This is a genomic window from Enterobacter cancerogenus, assembly GCF_019047785.1.
GTDB classification, from domain to species: domain Bacteria; phylum Pseudomonadota; class Gammaproteobacteria; order Enterobacterales; family Enterobacteriaceae; genus Enterobacter; species Enterobacter cancerogenus.
The window spans coordinates 3,682,368-3,702,120 of record NZ_CP077290.1; the positions used below are offsets into that span (position 1 = coordinate 3,682,368).

Annotated in this window: 14 protein-coding genes and 3 tRNA genes; 10 read left to right on the plus strand and 7 right to left on the minus strand. The window is 56.6% G+C overall.

Annotated features, from left to right (window positions below):
* Positions 1–90: 90 nt before the first annotated feature.
* The 3 genes from ptrA to recD are packed head-to-tail and all read left to right on the plus strand — an operon-like array spanning position 91 to position 8,329.
* On the plus strand, positions 91–2,973 hold the full coding sequence (gene ptrA / locus I6L58_RS17375) for a pitrilysin (protein WP_088208613.1): 2,883 nt from the start codon (positions 91–93) through the stop codon (positions 2,971–2,973).
* Complete coding sequence (gene recB, locus I6L58_RS17380) at positions 2,970–6,512, plus strand: exodeoxyribonuclease V subunit beta (protein WP_088208614.1); 3,543 nt, start codon at positions 2,970–2,972, stop codon at positions 6,510–6,512. The genes ptrA and recB overlap by 4 nt, the downstream gene beginning before the upstream one ends.
* Entirely contained in the window at positions 6,509–8,329 is a 1,821-nt protein-coding gene (gene recD / locus I6L58_RS17385) for an exodeoxyribonuclease V subunit alpha (RefSeq protein WP_088208615.1), read from the plus strand. Before recB ends, recD begins: the two co-directional genes overlap by 4 nt.
* Before the next feature lie 34 nt (positions 8,330–8,363).
* Here recD and argA read toward each other — a convergent pair whose 3' ends face one another.
* A complete protein-coding gene (gene argA / locus I6L58_RS17390) occupies positions 8,364–9,695 on the minus strand; it encodes an amino-acid N-acetyltransferase (RefSeq protein WP_006178296.1) in 1,332 nt (443 codons plus the stop codon).
* A 226-nt stretch (positions 9,696–9,921) separates the two neighbouring features.
* Here argA and amiC point away from each other — a divergent pair, with 226 nt between their 5' ends.
* Positions 9,922–11,175, plus strand: coding sequence for an N-acetylmuramoyl-L-alanine amidase AmiC (gene amiC, locus I6L58_RS17395; RefSeq protein ID WP_088208616.1), 1,254 nt, complete (start codon positions 9,922–9,924; stop codon positions 11,173–11,175).
* A gap of 87 nt (positions 11,176–11,262) precedes the next feature.
* Here amiC and I6L58_RS17400 read toward each other — a convergent pair.
* The 3 genes from I6L58_RS17400 to I6L58_RS17410 all read right to left on the minus strand — a co-directional run bounded on the left by I6L58_RS17400 (position 11,263) and on the right by I6L58_RS17410 (position 11,708).
* Positions 11,263–11,339 (minus strand) — tRNA-Met (locus tag I6L58_RS17400).
* Positions 11,340–11,383: 44 nt separating this feature from the next.
* A tRNA-Met gene (locus I6L58_RS17405) sits at positions 11,384–11,460 on the minus strand.
* 171 nt (positions 11,461–11,631) lie between these two features.
* Positions 11,632–11,708 (minus strand) — tRNA-Met (locus tag I6L58_RS17410).
* Positions 11,709–11,916: 208 nt separating this feature from the next.
* On the opposite strand from I6L58_RS17410, the gene mltA reads away from it, so the two are divergent.
* Entirely contained in the window at positions 11,917–13,014 is a 1,098-nt protein-coding gene (gene mltA / locus I6L58_RS17415; RefSeq protein ID WP_006178293.1) for a murein transglycosylase A, read from the plus strand.
* Between the two features lie 77 nt (positions 13,015–13,091).
* Positions 13,092–13,898, plus strand: coding sequence for a tRNA cyclic N6-threonylcarbamoyladenosine(37) synthase TcdA (gene tcdA, locus I6L58_RS17420; RefSeq protein WP_088208618.1), 807 nt, complete (start codon positions 13,092–13,094; stop codon positions 13,896–13,898).
* Here the strand turns inward: tcdA and csdE are convergent.
* Both csdE and csdA read right to left on the minus strand, forming a co-directional pair.
* Positions 13,889–14,335 carry a cysteine desulfurase sulfur acceptor subunit CsdE gene (gene csdE / locus I6L58_RS17425; protein WP_088208619.1) on the minus strand — a complete coding sequence of 149 codons (447 nt, stop codon included), beginning with the start codon at positions 14,333–14,335 and terminating at the stop codon, positions 13,889–13,891. The two genes, tcdA and csdE, sit on opposite strands and share 10 nt — an antisense overlap.
* Positions 14,335–15,540, minus strand: coding sequence for a cysteine desulfurase CsdA (gene csdA, locus I6L58_RS17430; RefSeq protein WP_088208620.1), 1,206 nt, complete (start codon positions 15,538–15,540; stop codon positions 14,335–14,337). Before csdA ends, csdE begins: the two co-directional genes overlap by 1 nt.
* A 192-nt stretch (positions 15,541–15,732) precedes the next feature.
* Here csdA and I6L58_RS17435 point away from each other — a divergent pair, with 192 nt between their 5' ends.
* The 4 genes from I6L58_RS17435 to rlmM all read left to right on the plus strand — a co-directional run bounded on the left by I6L58_RS17435 (position 15,733) and on the right by rlmM (position 18,755).
* Entirely contained in the window at positions 15,733–15,960 is a 228-nt protein-coding gene (locus I6L58_RS17435; RefSeq protein ID WP_006178289.1) for a YgdI/YgdR family lipoprotein, read from the plus strand.
* Between the two features lie 349 nt (positions 15,961–16,309).
* Entirely contained in the window at positions 16,310–17,227 is a 918-nt protein-coding gene (gene gcvA, locus I6L58_RS17440; protein ID WP_006178288.1) for a glycine cleavage system transcriptional regulator GcvA, read from the plus strand.
* A 39-nt stretch (positions 17,228–17,266) separates the two neighbouring features.
* Positions 17,267–17,662, plus strand: a complete 396-nt coding sequence (locus I6L58_RS17445; RefSeq protein WP_003862756.1) for a DUF423 domain-containing protein — start codon at positions 17,267–17,269, stop codon at positions 17,660–17,662.
* On the plus strand, positions 17,655–18,755 hold the full coding sequence (gene rlmM, locus I6L58_RS17450; protein ID WP_006178285.1) for a 23S rRNA (cytidine(2498)-2'-O)-methyltransferase RlmM: 1,101 nt from the start codon (positions 17,655–17,657) through the stop codon (positions 18,753–18,755). Before I6L58_RS17445 ends, rlmM begins: the two co-directional genes overlap by 8 nt.
* Before the next feature lie 153 nt (positions 18,756–18,908).
* Here rlmM and xni read toward each other — a convergent pair whose 3' ends face one another.
* Positions 18,909–19,664 carry a flap endonuclease Xni gene (xni, locus tag I6L58_RS17455; protein ID WP_088208621.1) on the minus strand — a complete coding sequence of 252 codons (756 nt, stop codon included), beginning with the start codon at positions 19,662–19,664 and terminating at the stop codon, positions 18,909–18,911.
* Between the last annotated feature and the right edge of the window lie 89 nt (positions 19,665–19,753).

The following is a 19,753-nucleotide window of genomic DNA, read 5'->3' on the forward strand; positions in this document are numbered from 1 at the left end:
CTTATCACGGAGTGATGTACCAAAAGAAAGAGATGCTGGCGTGTCCAGCACGCAGTTTGTTAATGATGTAGCCGTGATAAAGAGGTCGTAATGCCAGGCAGCACCTTGTTTAAAGCGTTTGTATTGTTTGTCGCCCTCTGGGCCCCCTTCACTCAGGCAGATTCCGGTTGGCAACCCATCCAGGAAACGATTCGCAAAAGCGAGAAAGATACCCGCCAGTATCAGGCCATTCGCCTTGATAACGGGATGACCGTGCTGCTGGTTTCCGATCCCCAGGCGGTGAAATCGCTCTCTGCACTGGTGGTGCCGGTTGGGTCTCTGGAAGATCCTGAGGCGCACCCGGGTCTGGCTCACTATCTTGAACACATGACGCTGATGGGGTCGAAAAAGTACCCGCAGCCGGATAGCCTGTCAGAATTCCTGAAAATGCATGGCGGCAGCCACAACGCCAGTACGGCGCCTTATCGCACGGCGTTTTACCTTGAAGTGGAAAATGATGCGCTGGCAGGGGCGGTGGACCGCCTCGCTGACGCCATCGCCGCGCCGCTGCTGGATAAAAAATACGCCGACCGCGAACGAAACGCGGTGAATGCTGAATTGACCATGGCCCGCACGCGCGATGGTATGCGCATGGCGCAGGTCAGCGCTGAAACCATCAACCCGGCGCACCCCGGCGCGCGCTTTTCCGGTGGTAACCGTGAGACGTTAAGCGATAAGCCGAACAGCCCCGTGCTCAAGGCGTTGCATACGTTTCGCGATAAATATTACTCAGCCAACCTGATGAAAGCCGTCATCTACAGCAACAAGCCGTTGCGTGAGCTGGCGAACATGGCGGCCCAGACCTTTGGCCGGGTGCCGAATAAAAATATCGATCTGCCGCAGATTAACGTGCCGGTGGTAACCGACGCGCAAAAGGGGATCGTGATCCACTACGTGCCGGCGCTGCCGCGTAAGGTCCTGCGCGTTGAGTTCCGTATCGATAACAATACCGCCCAGTTCCGCAGTAAAACCGATGAGCTGGTGACCTATCTTATCGGTAACCGCAGCCCTGGTACGCTCTCTGACTGGCTGCAAAAGCAGGGGCTGGTCGAGGGGATCCGTGCCGACTCCGATCCGGTGGTAAACGGCAACAGCGGTGTGCTGGCGATTTCCGCAACCCTGACCGATAAAGGCCTCGCGAACCGCGATGAGGTGGTTGCTGCGATCTTCAGCTATCTCTCTTTGCTGCGTGAGAAAGGGGTGGATAAACGTTACTTCGATGAACTGGCGCATGTGCTGGATCTCGATTTCCGCTATCCCTCGATCACGCGTGACATGGACTATGTTGAATGGCTCGCCGATACCATGATCCGCGTGCCGGTGGCCCACACGCTTGATGCTGTCAACATTGCTGACCAGTACGACGCCGGGGCGTTAAAAGCACGTCTGGCGATGATGACCCCGCAGAACGCACGTATCTGGTATATCAGCCCGAACGAGCCGCACAACAAAACGGCCTACTTCGTGGATGCGCCTTATCAGGTTGATAAGATCGGCGAGGAGACCTTTGCGAAGTGGCAGAAGCAGTCCGCCGGGATTGCCCTGGCGTTGCCGGAGCTTAATCCCTACATTCCGGACGACTTCACGCTGATTAAGACCACCAAAGCTTATCCGCACCCGGAACTCATTGTTGATGAGCCAACGCTGCGCGTGGTTTACACCCCAAGCCGCTATTTTGCGAGCGAGCCGAAAGCCGATGTCAGCGTTGTGCTGCGCAACCCGAAGGCGATGGACACGGCCAGAAATCAGGTGATCTTTGCGCTTAATGACTATCTGGCGGGTATCGCTTTAGACCAGCTTAGCAATCAGGCCGCCGTGGGCGGTATTAGCTTCTCTACCAATGCCAACAACGGTCTGATGCTTAACGCTAACGGCTACACCCAGCGTTTGCCGCAGCTGTTCCAGGCGTTGCTCGAAGGCTATTTCAGCTATACGCCAACCCAGGAGCAGCTTGAGCAGGCCAAGTCCTGGTATGCGCAGATGATGGATTCCGCGGAGAAAGGCAAAGCCTACGAACAGGCGATCATGCCGCCGCAGATGCTGTCGCAGATCCCCTATTTCCAGCGGGATGAACGCCGCGCGCTGCTGCCCTCCATATCATTAGACGATGTGCTGGCGTACCGGGCGTTACTGAAAACCAACACCCGGCCCGAGTTCCTGATTGTGGGGAATATGAGTGAAGAGGCCGCGAAAACCCTGGCGCAAAATGTGCGTACCCAGTTGGGGTCGAAAGGCGAGGTGTGGTGTCGCAATCAGGATGTGCTGGTTGAGAAAAAACAGAATGTGATTTTCGAAAAAACGGGTGGCAGTACGGATTCCGCGTTGGCTGCCGTTTTTGTGCCAACGGGATATGACGAATATGCCAGCTCTGCGCAGAGCGCCGTGCTGGGGCAAATTATTCAGCCGTGGTTCTATAACCAGCTGCGCACCGAAGAACAGCTCGGCTATGCGGTCTTTGCGTTTTCGATGAACGTAGGGCGTCAGTGGGGCCTCGGGTTCCTGTTGCAAAGCAGTGATAAGCAACCGGCCTATCTGTGGCAGCGCTATCAGGCCTTCTTCCCGCAGGTCGAAGCGAAGCTGCGCGCCATGAAGCCGGACGAGTTTGCCCAGATCCAGCAAGCCGTTATCGCACAGGTTATGCAGTCGCCTCAGACGTTGGGTGAAGAAGCCTCACAGCTGAGCAAAGATTTCGATCGCGGTAATATGAAGTTTGATTCGCGTGATAAAGTAGTGGCCGAGATAAAACAGCTGACCCCTCAGAAGGTTGCCGATTTCTTCCATCAGGCGGTGGTCAAACCGCAGGGAATGGCTATCCTGTCTGAGGTTTCCGGCAGCCAGAGCGGGAAAGCAGAATTCGTTGACCCGAAAGGCTGGAAAGTCTGGAAGAGCATCAGCGCGCTGCAACAATCTATGCCCTGGAGTAAGAAAGAATGACCGATACCGCTGAGTCCCTTGATCCCTTACGTTTGCCGCTACAGGGTGAACGGTTGATTGAAGCCTCAGCGGGAACGGGAAAAACCTTCACCATCGCCGCGCTGTACCTTCGCCTGTTATTGGGGCTGGGCGGCAATGCCGCGTTTCCACGTCCGTTAAGCGTGGAAGAGCTGCTGGTGGTGACGTTCACCGAGGCCGCCACCGCCGAGTTGCGCGGCCGTATTCGCGCCAATATTCATGAGCTGCGCATCGCCTGCCTGCGCCAGACCACGGATAACCCTCTCTATGCGAGTCTGCTCGAAGAAATTGCTGATAAGCAGCAGGCGGCCCAATGGCTACTGTTAGCCGAACGGCAAATGGACGACGCCTCCGTCTTCACCATCCACGGTTTTTGTCAGCGTATGTTGAGCCTGAATGCCTTTGAATCCGGCATGCTGTTTGAACAGCAGCTCATCGAAGATGAGTCGGAGCTTCGCTATCAGGCCTGTGCGGATTTCTGGCGTCGTCATTGTTATCCGCTACCGCGCGACATTGCAGAAGCGGTGCATGCTTTGTGGAAAGGTCCGGAAGATCTGCTGCGCGCCATTGGCCGCTACCTGCAGGGTGAAGCACCGGTGATCAAATCCCCGCCGCCAGCAGATGAAACGCTGGCCTCGCGTCATGAAAAGATCATCGCGCAAATCGTCGGATTAAAGCAGAAGTGGAATGAGTCCGTTGGCGATATCGATGCGATCATTGAAAACTCGGGTATCGACAGGCGCAAGTTCAATCGCGGTAATCAGGGCAAGTGGATCGAGAAGATCAGCGCCTGGGCGCAGGAAGAGACGCGGGGCTATCAGCTCCCGGACGCGCTCGAGAAATTCTCTCAGCGCTTCCTTGCGGAGCGGACCAAAGCCGATGGCATTGTGCCTGAACATCCCTTATTTGTTTCCATTGAGGCGCTGCTGGCTGAGCCGCTCTCGCTCAATGACCTGATTATTACCCGCGCGATGGCTGAAATTCGCGACGCTGTGGCGCGGGAGAAACGCCGACGGGGCGAACTCGGATTTGACGATATGCTGAGCCGGCTGGACGAGGCGCTACGCAGCGAAAATGGCGAAGCGCTGGCTCACGCTATCCGTACCCGTTTTCCGGTGGCGATGATAGATGAATTTCAGGATACCGATCCCCAGCAGTACCGTATTTTCCGGCGCATATGGCGACAGCAGCCTGAAACCGCACTGCTGCTGATCGGCGATCCCAAACAGGCTATTTACGCTTTTCGCGGGGCGGATATTTTCACCTATATGAAGGCACGCAGTGAAGTCGAGGCGCACTATACGCTCGATACCAACTGGCGCTCCTCTCCCGGCATGGTTGAAAGCGTCAATGCGCTGTTTGAACGGATGGATGCGGCATTTATGTTCCGGGAAATTCCCTTCAAGCCGGTTAAGTCCGCCTCGAAGAACGCCGATCTGCGTTTTGAATATAACGGCGCGGTGCAGCCTGCCATGCGTTTTTGGCTGCTGGACGGTGAAGGCTACGGCGTGGCTGACTATCAAACCGCGATGGCGCAGCACTGTGCCGCGCAAATCCGTGACTGGCTGAGCGCAGGTTCGCGTGGCGAAGCGCTGTTGTGGAAGGGGGAGAACGCCACGCCGCTTAAAGCCTCTGATATCACGGTGCTGGTGCGCAGCCGTCAGGAGGCGGCGCTGATCCGCGATGCGCTTACGCTGCTCACCATTCCTTCTGTTTATCTCTCAAACCGCGACAGCGTATTCGACACCCTGGAAGCGCAGGAGATGCTGTGGCTGCTGCAGGCAGTGCTGGCGCCTGAACGTGAAAGCACGCTTCGCAGCGCGCTGGCGAGTTCTATGCTGGGGCTTAATGCCCGCGACATTGACGCACTCAATAACAATGAAACCGCGTGGGATGAGGTGGTGGACGAGTTTGTTCATTACCGTGAGCGCTGGCAAAAACGCGGCGTGATGGCGATGCTGCGTGAACTGATGGCGCAACGCCGTATTGCGGAGAATCTGCTGGCGACGGCAGGGGGAGAGCGCCGCCTGACGGATATCCTGCACATCAGCGAACTGCTGCAGGAAGCCGGTTCTCAGCTGGAAAGCGAACACGCCCTGGTGCGCTGGCTGTCGCAGCAAATTGCCGATCCGAACAGCAACGCGTCAAGCCAACAGATGCGCCTTGAAAGCGATAAGCATCTGGTGCAAATCGTCACCATTCACAAATCTAAAGGGCTGGAATACCCGCTGGTCTGGCTGCCGTTTATCGCTAACTACCGCGTGCAGGATCAGGCGTTTTATCACGATCGTGAGACCTTTGAGGCGGTGCTTGACCTCAGCAAAGCCGAAACCAGCGTGGAGCTGGCAGAAGCCGAACGGCTGGCGGAAGATCTGCGTCTGCTGTACGTGGCGCTTACCCGTTCCGTCTGGCACTGCAGCCTGGGGGTTGCGCCGCTCTTTCGCCGCCGGGGTGAAAAAACAGGCGAGACGGATTTCCATTTGAGCGCCCTGGGGCGGCTTATCCAGCGCGGCGAACCGAAAGATGCGGCTGGGCTGCGTCAATGTATTGAATCGCTCTGCGGCGACCATATCGCCCTGCATGTCCCCGAGCTTCCCGACAATCGTCGCTGGCATCTACCTGAGCAGGCCGAGCCTGATCTCAACGCCCGGCCGATTGTCCGAACCGTTGCGGACGACTGGCGGGTAACCAGCTACTCAGGCTTACAGCAGCACGGCCAGAGCATTGCTCAGGATCTGATGCCGAAGCTGGATATCGACGCGGCGGGCGTCGGCGAGGTGCCTGTCGAGCCTGTACTGACGCCGCATCAGTTCCCGCGCGGCGCGTCGCCCGGTACGTTCTTGCATAGCCTGTTTGAAGAGCTGGATTTCACGCAGCCGGTATCGGAGGCGTGGGTGGAAAAGATGTTGCAAAGCGGCGGCTATGAGGCGAAGTGGCAGCCCGTGTTGACCGAGTGGGTCAATGCCATCCTGCAGGCGCCGCTGACGGAAGAGGGTATCTCTCTGAGCCAGTTGACGGCCAAAGATAAACAGGTGGAGATGGAATTTTACCTGCCTATCGCCAGCCCACTTAGGGCTGAGGCGCTTGATGCGCTGATCCGCGAATACGATCCGTTGTCTGCCGGGTGCCCGCCGCTCAATTTCCGCCAGGTTCAGGGGATGCTGAAAGGGTTTATTGACCTTGTGTTCCGCCATCAGGGGCGTTACTACCTGCTTGATTACAAATCGAACTGGCTGGGTGAAAACAGCGACGCCTACACCCAACAGGCCATGGCTTCTGCCATGCAGATGCATCGTTATGACCTGCAATACCAACTCTATACCCTGGCACTGCATCGTTACCTGCGCCATCGCATGGCGGATTACCGTTACGAAGACCATTTTGGCGGCGTTATCTATCTCTTCCTGCGTGGCGTGGACCCGGCTAACCCGAGTTCCGGCATCTTCAGTACGCGGCCTGACGCGATGCTGATTGAAAAGATGGATACCCTTTTTGCCGCAACCCAGGAGGAGATGGCATGACGATGCAGGAACGGCTGCTGGATGCCGTAGAACAACGCGTATTACGCCCGCTGGACGTGCAATTTGCCATGCTGGTTGCGGATGCCCATCCCGCCGTGATGCTGGCGGCGGCGCTCCTGAGCAAGGATGCGGGCGAGGGACACGTCTGCCTGCCGGTTTCACGTCTCGCCATTGATGAGAAAATGCCCCCGGTGTTGCAGGCCTGTTTTGCCCTGCTCGACGAGACGCTGGACTGGCAGAGCACGCTGACAAATTCTCCGGCGGTCGGCTGCGGGGATCGTCATACGCCGATGATCCTGATAAGCGATCGCTTATACCTCAACCGCATGTGGCGCAATGAACTTACGGTCGCGCAGTTTTTCAGTGAGACGAACGCCCCGTTGCCGTGTGATGAAGGCCAGCTGCGGGAAACGCTTGATACCCTGTTTCGCTCCAGTGACGCAGTCGACTGGCAGAAAGTGGCCGCGGCTGTGGCGTTAACGCGACGGATATCGGTGATTTCAGGTGGGCCGGGAACGGGCAAAACTACCACCGTGGCGAAGCTTCTCGCCGCGTTGATCCAGCTTGCGGGCGAACAAAAATGCCGTATACGCCTGGCGGCACCAACCGGCAAAGCCGCCGCGCGCCTGACGGAGTCTCTTGGCGGCGCGCTGAAAAAGCTGCCGCTGACGGACGATCAGCTTGCCCTGTTCCCCAGTGAGGCCAGTACGCTGCACCGTTTACTGGGCGCGCAGCCTGGTAGCCAGCGCCTGCGTTACCATGCCGGAAACCCGCTGCATCTGGACGTGCTGGTGGTGGATGAAGCCTCAATGATTGACCTGACGATGATGTCACGTCTGATTGATGCGCTGCCATCCCATGCGCGGGTCATCTTCCTCGGCGATCGCGATCAGCTTGCCTCGGTTGAAGCGGGGGCGGTGCTGGGCGATATCTGCACCTATGCAAGCCTGGGTTATACCGAGGCGCGCGCAAAAGAGCTGTCGCGCCTGACGGGCTGCCCGCTGAACGGTGAGCCCTCCGCCCAGGCCGGCGCGCTGCGCGACAGCCTGTGCCTGCTGCAAAAAAGCTATCGTTTTGGCAGCGAGTCCGGCATTGGTCAACTCGCGGCGGCGGTGAACAACGGCGATCGCCATACCACGCGCGGCGTGTTTGACGGGACGTTCACCGATATCGAGAAAAAGTCACTGCAAACCGGGGAAGAGTACCAGGCGATGCTGAATGACGCCCTGCTGGGCTATCAGCATTTCCTGCGCGGTGTGCAGCAGAAAAGCACGCCGGAGGAGGCTATCGCGGCGTTCGGCGAATACCAGCTTCTGTGCGCTCTGCGGGAAGGCCCGTTTGGCGTGGCGGGGCTGAACGAAAGGCTAGAGCAGCTGATGGCGCAAAAGCGCAAGATTAACCGTTCGCCGTATTCGCGCTGGTATGAGGGAAGGCCGGTGATGATTTCGCGTAATGACAGCGCCCTGGGCCTGTTTAACGGCGATATTGGCATTGCGCTGGACCGTGAGCAGGGGCTACGCGTCTGGTTCCAGATGCCGGATGGTAGCGTCAAGTCCGTACAGCCAAGCCGTCTTCCTGAACACGAAACGGCATGGGCAATGACGGTGCATAAATCCCAGGGCTCTGAGTTCAACCATGCGGCGCTGATCCTGCCAACCCAGCTTTCGCCGGTGATCACCCGCGAGCTGATCTACACCGCCATAACCCGCGCGCGCCAGCGGCTCTCGCTGTATACCGATGACCGCATTCTGGTGCAGGCGATTGCCACGCGTACCGAGCGCCGAAGCGGTTTAAGCAGGATATTCGACGGCGCGTAAGCGACAGCCCTCACCGGAAGGTGAGGGCAGAATCTTAGCCCAAATCGGCCATTAGCACCTTCGAACGGCGCTGGTAGTTGTACATCTCTTTCTTACTTTCCGGCAGTGAATCGATATCCACCGGCGTGAAGCCGCGTTCCTGGAACCAGTGAATGCTGCGCGTGGTTAACACGAACAGCTTACTCAGGCCAATCTGGCGCGCCTGCGCCGCCACACGTTCCAGCAGCATTTCGCCGCGCGAGGAGCTGCGATAATCCGGATGCACGGCAACACAGGCCATCTCGCCGATCTTTTCTTCCGGGAAGGGGTAAAGCGCAGCGCAGGCGATGGTCAGGTTGTCGCGCTGAATAATGGTGAATTTGTCGATCTCCATCTCCAGCTGTTCACGGGAACGGCGCACCAGAATACCCTGCTGTTCCAGCGGGCGGATCAGTTCCAGAATGCCGCCGATATCGTTGATGGTGGCGCGGCGGATCTGCTCGGCGCTCTCCATCACAATCTGCGTACCAATGCCGTCCCGGGAGAACAACTCCTGCAGCAGGGCACCGTCTTCCTGGTAGCTAATAAGGTGGCTGCGGCGTACGCCGCTGCGACAGGCTTTTACCGCGCCGCGCAGAAACCGAACGGTACCGGAGTAGTAATCGCCTTCGGCTTCGAGCGCTTCAACGCGGGCCTGAGCCTCATTCGGGAAGAGTTCCGGCACGATTACCCCTTCATCGTTAACGACGCCCTGCGAGGAGCAAAACCCAATCATTTTTTCCGCCTTCAGTTTGATGGCCAGTTGGGTGGCAATCTCCTCTGAAGTGAGGTTGAAACTTTCGCCCGTCACGGAGACGGCAACCGGCCCCAAAAGCACAATAGCGCCGCTATCCAGCTGGCGGTGGATCGCTTCTTCGTCGATGCGGCGAATACGCCCGCTGTGACAATAATCCACACCGTCATCCACGCCGAGAGGCTGGGCAATGATAAAGTTGCCGCTCACAACGTTGATATGCGCCCCCTGCAGCGGCGTATTGTTGAGGCTCATGGACAGGCGTGCGGTGATATCCAGCTGCAGCAGCCCGGCAGCCTGTTTGACCAGTTCAAGGGTTTTTGCGTCGGTTACGCGCGTGTTCTTATGGTAGATCGGCTCATGATGGTGCGCCGCAAGGTTGGCATCAATTTGCGGGCGGGCGCCGTAGACCACGACCAGCCGAATACCCAGGCTGTGCAGCAGGCCAATGTCGTTAACGATGCTGGAAAAGTTTTCGTGCTCGATGGCTTCGCCGCCCAGCATGATGACAAACGTTTTTCCCCGATGGGCGTTGATATAAGGAACAGAATGGCGAAATCCCTGAACCAGTTCCGTTCTGCGTTCCTTTACCATGGCACAACCTTAATGAATGTTTATTCGTAATTTCTGTATTTTTATTCGATTATGGCCGGATGCGCAAGCCTAAATTTTCTGCGATCCAAAGAAATGGGTAAGTAATCCGTGCGTTAACGTATGATTGTTTACCCTTTTATAGATGACAGTTTATGCGTCATTCGTTAAAGTTTTCGGTCAATTTGGACGTTTGGTTCATTTATCAGATTTCTTGCTCGGGAGAAGCATGTCGGGATCCAATTCAGCAATAAGTCGCCGCCGCTTGTTAAAAGGGGCCGGGGCAATGTGGTTGCTCAGCGTCAGCCCGGTAGGTCTTGCCGCCACCAGTCAGGTTGTCGCGGTGCGCGTCTGGCCGTCGTCGACCTACACACGTGTGACGGTCGAGTCCAATCGCGTGCTTAAGTATAAGCAATTTGCCCTCAGCAACCCCGAGCGTGTGGTGGTGGATCTCGAAGGCGTGAACCTCAACTCCGTGTTGAAAGGGATGGCGGCGCAGATCCGTGGTGACGATCCCTTTATTAAATCGGCGCGCGTGGGGCAGTTCGATCCACACACCGTGCGTATGGTGTTTGAGCTGAAGCAGAACGTGAAGCCGCAGCTGTTTGCACTGGCGCCCGTTGCGACCTTTAAAGAACGTCTGGTAATGGATCTTTATCCGTCTAATGCCACGGACATTCAGGATCCGCTTCTCGCGTTGCTTGAGGATTACAACAAGGGCGATCTCCAACGCCAGGTTCCGCCAGCGCAAAGCGGGCCAAAACCGGGCAAAGCGGGGCGCGACCGTCCTATTGTGATCATGCTCGATCCCGGTCACGGTGGCGAAGACTCCGGCGCGGTGGGGAAATACCACACGCGAGAAAAAGATGTGGTGCTGCAAATTGCTCGCCGCCTGAAGGCGTTAATCGACAAAGAAGGCAACATGCGGGCCTACATGACACGTAATGAAGACGTGTTTATTCCGCTCAAAGTCCGCGTGGCGAAAGCGCAAAAGCAGCGCGCGGATCTGTTCGTGTCGATCCACGCCGATGCCTTTACCAGCCGCCAGCCGAGCGGATCCTCGGTCTTTGCGCTGTCAACGAAAGGGGCGACCAGTACCGCCGCGCGTTACCTGGCCGATACGCAGAACGCCTCTGACCTGATCGGTGGGGTAAGCAAAAGTGGCGACCGCTACGTCGACCACACTATGTTCGATATGGTGCAGTCGCTGACCATCACGGACAGCCTGAAGTTTGGCAAGGCGGTACTGGGCAAGTTGGGCCACATCAATAAGCTGCATAAAAACAGCGTTGAGCAGGCCGGGTTCGCGGTGCTGAAAGCCCCGGATATTCCGTCTATTCTGGTCGAAACCGCGTTTATCAGTAACGTGGAAGAGGAGCGTAAGCTCAAGACCGCAAAATTCCAGCAGGAAGTAGCCGAGTCGATTCTGGCGGGAATAAAAGCCTATTTCTCTGACGGGGCGACGCTGGCGCGTCGTGGATAGTGCTGCACGCCGGGTAATCGCCCGGCCGTTTCATAAACTGCAGATACAAAAAAACACCCTTGAGGGTGTTTATTGTTTTAGAAGTATTGGTTGCGGGGGCCGGATTTGAACCGACGACCTTCGGGTTATGAGCCCGACGAGCTACCAGGCTGCTCCACCCCGCGTCCGTCTTTCTACTTATGCAGAAACTTACTTCTTCAAATTTGATTGGTTGCGGGGGCCGGATTTGAACCGACGACCTTCGGGTTATGAGCCCGACGAGCTACCAGGCTGCTCCACCCCGCGTCCGTCTTTTTGCTTCGTATTTTAAACCACATCTGCGCTGGCTTTTCTCGTTCACCTCAGTCACTTACTGGAGTAAGTTCCTAAGGATTCACTGCGTCGCCATCTTGTTGTGCTTCGAACTACTTCGCAAAAACTTCTACTGTCGTAGAAGATACTTCATCAAATTTTAATTGGTTGCGGGGGCCGGATTTGAACCGACGACCTTCGGGTTATGAGCCCGACGAGCTACCAGGCTGCTCCACCCCGCGTCCGTGGATGCGCACTATACTCGGATAGGTTTGTGATGCAACCCCTTTTTCGCATTAATCATGATTTTGTATGTAATTTGAACGATATAGCGTTGTTTGGCCTATTTTTTGCGCAGAATTTGCCAAAGGGCAAGGGATTGCATTTCCTTAGCCCTGGCGGTTTGTTATCTTCGTAACGCGGAAATGGGCAACTAAAAGACGAGATATAATGAAAGGACGTTGGGTGAAGTATCTGATGACAGGCGCAATGGTAGCGATTCTTGCGGCCTGCTCTTCCAAACCGACCGATCGCGGTCAACAGTATAAAGACGGGAAATTATCCCAGCCTTTCTCATTAGTTAACCAGCCCGATGCCGTAGGCGCACCGATCAACGCTGGCGATTTCTCTGAGCAGGTCTACCAGATCCGCAATGCGTCACCGCGTTTATATGGCTCACAGAGCAACGTTTACAGTGCGGTACAGGACTGGCTGCGCGCGGGGGGCGATACCCGCAACATGCGTCAGTTCGGTATTGATGCCTGGCAGATGGAAGGGGCGGATAACTATGGCAACGTCCAGTTTACGGGTTACTACACGCCGGTTGTCCAGGCGCGCCATACGCGTCAGGGTGAATTCCAGTACCCGATCTATCGTATGCCGCCAAAGCGTGGCCGCCTGCCGTCTCGCGCAGAGATTTACGCTGGCGCGCTGAGCGAAAACTATGTCCTCGCCTACAGCAACTCGCTGATGGATAACTTCATCATGGACGTTCAGGGCAGCGGCTACATTGATTTTGGCGACGGCTCACCGCTTAACTTCTTCAGCTACGCCGGTAAGAACGGCCATGCTTACCGCAGTATCGGTAAAGTGTTGATCGACCGTGGGGAAGTAAAGAAAGAAGATATGTCGATGCAGGCCATCCGCGAATGGGGCGAGAAGCACAGCGAAGCCGAAGTGCGCGAGCTGCTGGAGCAGAACCCGTCGTTCGTCTTCTTTAAACCGCAAAACTTTGCGCCGGTGAAAGGGGCGAGTGCGGTACCGTTGATTGGCCGCGCGTCCGTCGCATCGGACCGCTCAATCATTCCGGCAGGCACCACGCTGCTGGCCGAAGTCCCTCTGCTGGACAACAACGGCAAGTTCAACGGCAAGTATGAGCTGCGCCTGATGGTGGCACTGGATGTCGGCGGGGCAATCAAAGGCCAGCACTTCGATATTTATCAGGGCATTGGCCCGGATGCAGGCCATCGCGCAGGCTGGTATAACCACTATGGCCGCGTATGGGTGCTGAAGGCCGCGCCGGGTACGGGCAACGTATTCAGCGGCTGATTGTGGTATTCTGAGCGAAATACGGATTGCTGTTCAGGGTGAGGGAAAAACCTCACCCTTTTTACATCTGAGGTGTTATGTCTGTGGTAATCAGTGATGCCTGGCGCCAGCGTTTTGGCGGCACGGCACGTCTCTATGGTGAAAAAGCCCTGCAGCTTTTTGCGGATGCGCACGTTTGCGTCGTGGGCATTGGTGGCGTGGGGTCATGGGCGGCAGAAGCGCTGGCGAGAACCGGTATCGGCGCGATTACGCTGATTGATATGGATGATGTCTGCGTCACCAACACTAACCGGCAGATCCACGCCCTGCGCGACAGCGTTGGTCTGGCGAAATCTGAAGTGATGGCGGAGCGCATTCGGCTGATCAACCCGGAATGCCGCGTGACGGTGATTGATGACTTTGTGACGGCAGATAACGTCGCTGAGTACATGAGTCGGGGTTACAGCTACGTGATTGATGCGATTGACAGCGTGCGCCCGAAAGCGGCGCTGATCGCTTATTGCCGCCGGTTCAAGGTGCCGCTGGTGACCACCGGTGGCGCGGGCGGGCAGATCGATCCGACGCAGATCCAGGTGGCCGACCTGGCAAAAACGATCCAGGATCCGCTGGCAGCCAAGCTGCGTGAACGCTTAAAGAGCGACTTTAACGTGGTCAAAAACAGCAAGGGTAAACTGGGCGTTGACTGCGTGTTCTCGACTGAGGCGCTGGTCTACCCGCAAGCGGATGGCTCGGTGTGTGCCATGAAAAGCACGGCGGAAGGGCCAAAACGGATGGATTGTGCCTCCGGTTTTGGGGCGGCCACCATGGTGACCGCATCCTTTGGCTTTGTCGCCGTCTCACACGCCCTGAAGAAGATGATGGCGAAGGCGGAGCGTCAGGCCTGAGTCTGGCGCGCGGCGTCCAGCACCGCGTCGCTGAGCGCAATCAGCCCCTGACCGCGCGAGGCGCTTAGCTGCGCGCGAAGCCCCAGTTCATCAAACAGTTCCAGCGGCGAGTGTGCCAGCAGCTCTGCCGCGCTTTTACCTTCTGTCGCGGTCAACAGCACCGCCAGCAGGCCGCGAACGATGCGCCCTTCGCTGTCTCCAAAGAAATGCAGTTTGTCACCGGACAGGCGATACCCGAGCCAGACGCGGTTCTCGCAGCCGGCGATCTCTTTTGCCTGGGCTTTCAGCGCGTCGGGAAGGGCAGGCAACTGCTTGCCCAGCAGGATCAGCTGACGATATTTGTCTTCCCACTGGTTTAGCGGGCCGAAGGTCTGCCTGAGCGTCTCTTCGGTGATTGTGCTGCCGAACGGGTGTCCGGCCAGGTCTGAGCGAGTCATTAATCCACCAGTAATTCAAGGGCGCGGTCAACGGCGGCGACCAGCGCTTCGACATCGTTTTGCGTATTATAGGGCGCAAATGAGGCGCGCAGCGTCCCGCTCACGCCAAGCGCCGCCAGCAGCGGCTGTGCGCAGTGCTGTCCGGCGCGCAGGGCAATGCCATATCCGGCCAGCAGCGTGACCATATCACTGTGATGCACGCCGTCAAAATCAAAGGCTAACAGGCTGGAATCCTGTACGCGAAACGAGCGAAAACCCGGGCGCTTTTTGAGTTCCTCTTCTGCCAGCGTCGCCAGGCCCCGGCTCCAGCTTTCGGCCTGAACCACGTCCGTTTCAGCCAGCCACTCCAGGGCTGCGCTCAGGCCAATGACGCCAGCCACGTTCGGCGTACCGGCCTCCAGGCGATAAGGCACGTCCTGGGTTGTAAATCCATCGAACGTCACTTCGGTAATCATTTTTCCGCCGCCGAGCCACGGGGTCATATGTGCCAGCAGGTCAGGCTTGCCGTACAGCGCCCCGATGCCGGTAGGGCCATACAGCTTATGTCCCGAGAAGGCGTAGAAATCGATATCCAGTTTTTGCACATCGGCGGGGAAATGCACGATCCCCTGCGCGCCGTCGACCATCACCACCATGCCGCTGGCATGGGCGAGCTCAATGGCGCGAGCCAGGTCCGGGCAGCCGCCGGTGACGTTAGACATCTGCCCAAGCGCCAGAATGCGGCTGCGCGGGGTGATGAACTCGGGCAGGCGAGCCACGTCAGGAAGTAAATCAGAACCTAAAGGAAGCTTAACGACCCGCGCGCCCGTCTGGTCCGCCACCATCAGCCAGGGAACCAGGTTCGCGTGGTGTTCTGCTTCGCTGACGATGATTTCGTCGCCCGCGCGCAGCTGGGGGCGGGCATAGCACTGTGCCACCATATTGATGGCTTCGGTGGTGCCGCGCGTCCAGACGATGTTTTTTCCGCTTTCGGCATTAATCAGACGTGCAACCTGATCCCGGGCGGCTTCATAGCGCGCCGTCAGGCGTTGTGCTTCGGCAAACTGGCTGCGGTGTACGTTGCCAGCGCTGAGGCTATAAAACTGCCGTGTGGCCTCAATGACCGCCTGTGGCTTGAGCGCCGTGGCGGCACTATCAAGATACACACCGGCATCGGCCAGCGCCGGAAACTGGGCGCGAAACTGCGAGGGGCTGAAAGCGTTCATGGAATTCCTCTTATCATTACGGTGATCGTCGCGCAATTTCAGCGGCAGGGCAAGGAGGTTGATATCTATAAGATTTGTCTGCATAAACTGGCGAGTCTCAAAAAGCAGGTTATGCTAAAGAGTGTTAGGTGAATGATTAAGCCTGTTTTAAATCGATGTTTGAATAGCATTAATTGCTAAAGGAGAATAAGCATGAAAAAGACAGCCGCCATCCTCTCTGCCTGTGCGTTTACCTTCGCGCTGAGCGCCTGTTCCGGCAATAACTACGTGATGCACACCAACGATGGTCGATCTATCGTCTCTGAAGGGAAACCGACGACCGATAATGACACCGGGATGATCTCGTACAAAGATGCCAACGGTAACAAGCAGCAGATCAATCGCAGTGATGTGAAAGAGATGAAAGAAATCGAGCATTAATAGCGATTTAAGCAAAAAAAAGCACCGCAAATTGGCGGTGCTACATTAATCACTATGGACAGACAGGGTAAATGTACAGGAAGTGAAAAAGTGGTAGCGTTGCTACCGTGGTCTGAATCGCAGACCAATTGCAAACACAACAACACAACATCACAACCGTAAGCCAAAAGCCCTTCAGAACACGCATTCCAAAAAAAGCTTTTCGTTCCGGCTCAGGAAGTGCCGCCACTATAGGTATTTGCTGGTAGTTCCTCAACGGACAAATTATAATGGCTCAGATAAAAAAAACTAATAGGTTAAACATTGTTTCCTATATGTTAAATCCCGTTAACATCTAAGCCAGATAACCATGTCCAAGCGATTGCCTCCTCTTAATGCATTACGTGTTTTTGATGCCGCAGCACGTCACCTGAGCTTCACCCGCGCAGCCGATGAGCTTTTTGTGACGCAGGCCGCAGTAAGTCATCAAATCAAGTCTCTGGAGGATTTTCTCGGGCTTAAGCTGTTCCGTCGCCGCAACCGTTCGCTCCTTCTGACCGAAGAGGGGCAAAGCTATTTTCAGGATATCAAAGAGATTTTTTCACAGCTCACCGAAGCCACGCGTAAGCTACAGGCGCGAAGTGCAAAAGGCGCGCTGACTGTCAGTTTATTGCCCAGTTTTGCGATCCAGTGGCTGGTGCCAAGACTCTCAAGCTTTAACTCAGCTTATCCGGGAATCGACGTTCGAATCCAGGCCGTAGACCGCCAGGAAGATAAACTTGCGGACGATGTGGATGTGGCGATTTTTTATGGCCGGGGCAACTGGCCGGGCTTGCGTGTGGAGAAATTATACGCAGAATATCTGCTGCCGGTCTGCTCACCCATGCTGCTGACGGGTGAAAAAGCGCTCAAAACGCCTGCCGATCTGGCAAAGCATACGCTTTTACACGATGCTTCCCGCCGCGACTGGCAAACTTATACCCGCCAGTTGGGTCTTAACCATATTAACGTGCAGCAGGGACCCATCTTTAGCCACAGTGCGATGGTGTTACAGGCTGCCATTCATGGACAGGGCGTGGCGTTGGCGAATAACGTCATGGCGCAGTCCGAAATTGAGGCAGGCCGTCTGGTCTGCCCGTTTAATGATGTACTGGTCAGCAAGAATGCGTTTTATCTGGTTTGTCATGACAGTCAGGCAGAACTGGGTAAAATAGCCGCCTTCCGACAGTGGATCCTGTCTAAAGCGGCAAACGAGCAAGAAAAATTCCGCTTCAGGTATGAACAATAACTTTTGTGTGCCGAGCACGCATCACTTTAGGACCGAAACATGACCAGCCGATTCATGCTGATTTTTGCCGCTGTGAGTGGCTTTATTTTTGTTGCACTGGGTGCCTTTGGCGCGCATGTGTTAAGCAAATCGTTAGGGGTGGTTGAAATGGGCTGGATCCAGACCGGCCTCGAATATCAGGCGTTTCACACCCTGGCTATCTTTGGGCTGGCGGTGGCGATGCAGCGCCGGATCAGCATCTGGTTTTACTGGAGCAGCGTGTTTCTGGCGCTGGGGACCGTACTGTTTAGCGGTAGCCTCTACTGCCTTGCGCTGTCTCATTTACGCCTGTGGGCGTTTGTTACACCCGTCGGCGGCGTCAGCTTCCTGGCGGGGTGGGTATTAATGTTTATCGGAGCCATCCGTCTGAAACGCAAGGGCGTTGTTCATGAATAAGGTTGTTTTATATTGTCGCCCGGGGTTTGAGAAAGAGTGCGCCGCGGAAATCACCGATAAAGCGGCGAAGCGCGAAGTCTTCGGCTTTGCCCGTGTGAAAGAGAACGCGGGCTATGTCATATTTGAGTGCTATCAGCCTGACGATGCCGATAAGCTGGCGCGTGAGCTGCCGTTCAGCTCGCTGATCTTTGCCCGTCAGATGTTTGTCGCCGGCGAGCTGCTGAAGGATCTTCCGCCTGAAGACCGCATCACGCCCATTGTTGGCATGCTGCAGGGCGTAGTGGAGAAGGGCGGTGACCTGCGTGTGGAAGTTGCCGACACCAACGAAAGCAAAGAGCTGATGAAGTTCTGCCGTAAATTCACGGTGCCGCTGCGTGCGGCCTTGCGCGACGCAGGCGTGCTGACCAACTACGAAACGCCTAAGCGCCCGGTAGTGCATATCTTCTTTATCGCGCCTGGCTGCTGCTACGCGGGCTACTCGTATACCACCAACAACTCGCCGTTCTTTATGGGGATCCCGCGTTTGCGCTTCCCGGCAGATGCGCCGAGCCGCTCAACGCTGAAGCTTGAAGAGGCGTTTCACGTCTTTATTCCGGCGGATGAGTGGGACGAGCGTCTGGCTAACGGCATGTACGCGGTCGATCTTGGTGCGTGTCCGGGCGGCTGGACCTATCAGCTGGTGAAACGCAACATGTGGGTTTCCTCTGTCGATAACGGCCCGATGGCGCAAAGCCTGATGGATACCGGGCAGGTGACCTGGCTGCGTGAAGACGGTTTCCGCTATCGCCCAACCCGCAACAACATCTCGTGGATGGTGTGCGACATGGTTGAGAAGCCCGCAAAAGTGGCCGCGCTGATGGCCTCGTGGCTGGTAAACGGCTGGTGTCGTGAAACCATCTTTAACCTCAAGCTGCCAATGAAAAAGCGCTATGAGGAAGTTTCCCAGAACCTGGCCTACATTCAGGAACAGATGGATGAGCACGGTATTAACGTGGTGATCCAGGCGCGCCAGCTGTATCACGACCGCGAAGAGGTGACGGTGCATGTTCGTCGCTGGTGGGCGGCTGTGGGTGGGCGTCGCGACGAGCGATAGTGTGCTGAAATCCCCTCACCCCGGCCCTCTCCCCAAAGGGGCGAGGGGGAAAATCGCACAGTCTGACCCTTTTGCTGTCAAGGGGGAGGCGGAAAAGTCTGCACCGTCTGATCCCCTCTCCCCTTTGGGGAGAGGGTTAGGGTGAGGGGAGAATTAACGCTCTAACCGCAACTGCTGCAAATTCCCGTCCAGCTGTAAATCCGTCTGTAGCGTCGCAATCTCGCGGCAGATAAACGCCATCTCCTTATGCGCTTCCAGTTTCTTGCGCCATTTTTCCGGCACCTCATTCAGCCGGGCGTAGATCCCTTCCAGATGTTGAAAATCCGTTAGCAACTGCGCGGCACTCTTCGGGCCTATGCCTGCCACGCCTGGAACCTTAGAGCTGCTAATGCCCGCCAGACCCCAGTAGTCAGGAAGTTGCGCGGGTGAGACGCCAAACTCACTGGCGATAAACGGTGCGTCAAGCCAGCGCTTCTGGAAATAATCGCGGATACGGATGGTGGGGGTAAGCAGCTGACAGTAGCCTTTGTCGGTCGAGACTATCGTGGCCTGATGCCCGGCGCTTGCCACTTTAACGGCAAGCGTGGCCGCGAGATCATCCGCCTCGTTGCCGTGCGCGCCCCAGCAGGGCACGCCGCGCTGTTCAAAGGCTGCCCGGATGGCGGGCATTTCAGCGTGAAGATCGTCAGGCATGGGCGCGCGTCCGGCCTTGTAGTCGGGCAGACGCTGGTGTCGCCAACCAGTGTTACGCGCTTCATCATCAAACACCGCAACCGCGTGAGTCGGTTCGCTGTGGCGAATAAGCTGTTCCAGCGCGTGCAGGCAGGTATCCTTGCAGGGCGTGCCTTGTACCGCATGGATTCGGCGGATCAGATTAAGCGCGTCGACGATAAGCAAATGAACAGCCACAGATAATCTCCCTTCTATCTAATGGGTGAAGGGTAACACTGTCAGCAGTATGAAACTATGTGCGGTGGGTAAAACGGGAAGAAGCCTCG

Bases quoted from the DNA above. Each gene is read 5' to 3' on its own strand.
- rlmM (WP_006178285.1), top strand. From the start codon at position 17,655: ATGAATAAGGTTGTTTTATATTGTCGCCCGGGGTTTGAGAAAGAGTGC.
- amiC (WP_088208616.1), top strand. From the start codon at position 9,922: ATGTCGGGATCCAATTCAGCAATAAGTCGCCGCCGCTTGTTAAAAGGG.
- recB (WP_088208614.1), top strand. From the start codon at position 2,970: ATGACCGATACCGCTGAGTCCCTTGATCCCTTACGTTTGCCGCTACAG.
- mltA (WP_006178293.1), top strand. From the start codon at position 11,917: ATGAAAGGACGTTGGGTGAAGTATCTGATGACAGGCGCAATGGTAGCG.
- I6L58_RS17445 (WP_003862756.1), top strand. From the start codon at position 17,267: ATGACCAGCCGATTCATGCTGATTTTTGCCGCTGTGAGTGGCTTTATT.
- gcvA (WP_006178288.1), top strand. From the start codon at position 16,310: ATGTCCAAGCGATTGCCTCCTCTTAATGCATTACGTGTTTTTGATGCC.
- I6L58_RS17435 (WP_006178289.1), top strand. From the start codon at position 15,733: ATGAAAAAGACAGCCGCCATCCTCTCTGCCTGTGCGTTTACCTTCGCG.
- recD (WP_088208615.1), top strand. From the start codon at position 6,509: ATGACGATGCAGGAACGGCTGCTGGATGCCGTAGAACAACGCGTATTA.
- argA (WP_006178296.1), bottom strand. From the start codon at position 9,695: ATGGTAAAGGAACGCAGAACGGAACTGGTTCAGGGATTTCGCCATTCT.
- tcdA (WP_088208618.1), top strand. From the start codon at position 13,092: ATGTCTGTGGTAATCAGTGATGCCTGGCGCCAGCGTTTTGGCGGCACG.
- csdA (WP_088208620.1), bottom strand. From the start codon at position 15,540: ATGAACGCTTTCAGCCCCTCGCAGTTTCGCGCCCAGTTTCCGGCGCTG.
- ptrA (WP_088208613.1), top strand. From the start codon at position 91: ATGCCAGGCAGCACCTTGTTTAAAGCGTTTGTATTGTTTGTCGCCCTC.
- csdE (WP_088208619.1), bottom strand. From the start codon at position 14,335: ATGACTCGCTCAGACCTGGCCGGACACCCGTTCGGCAGCACAATCACC.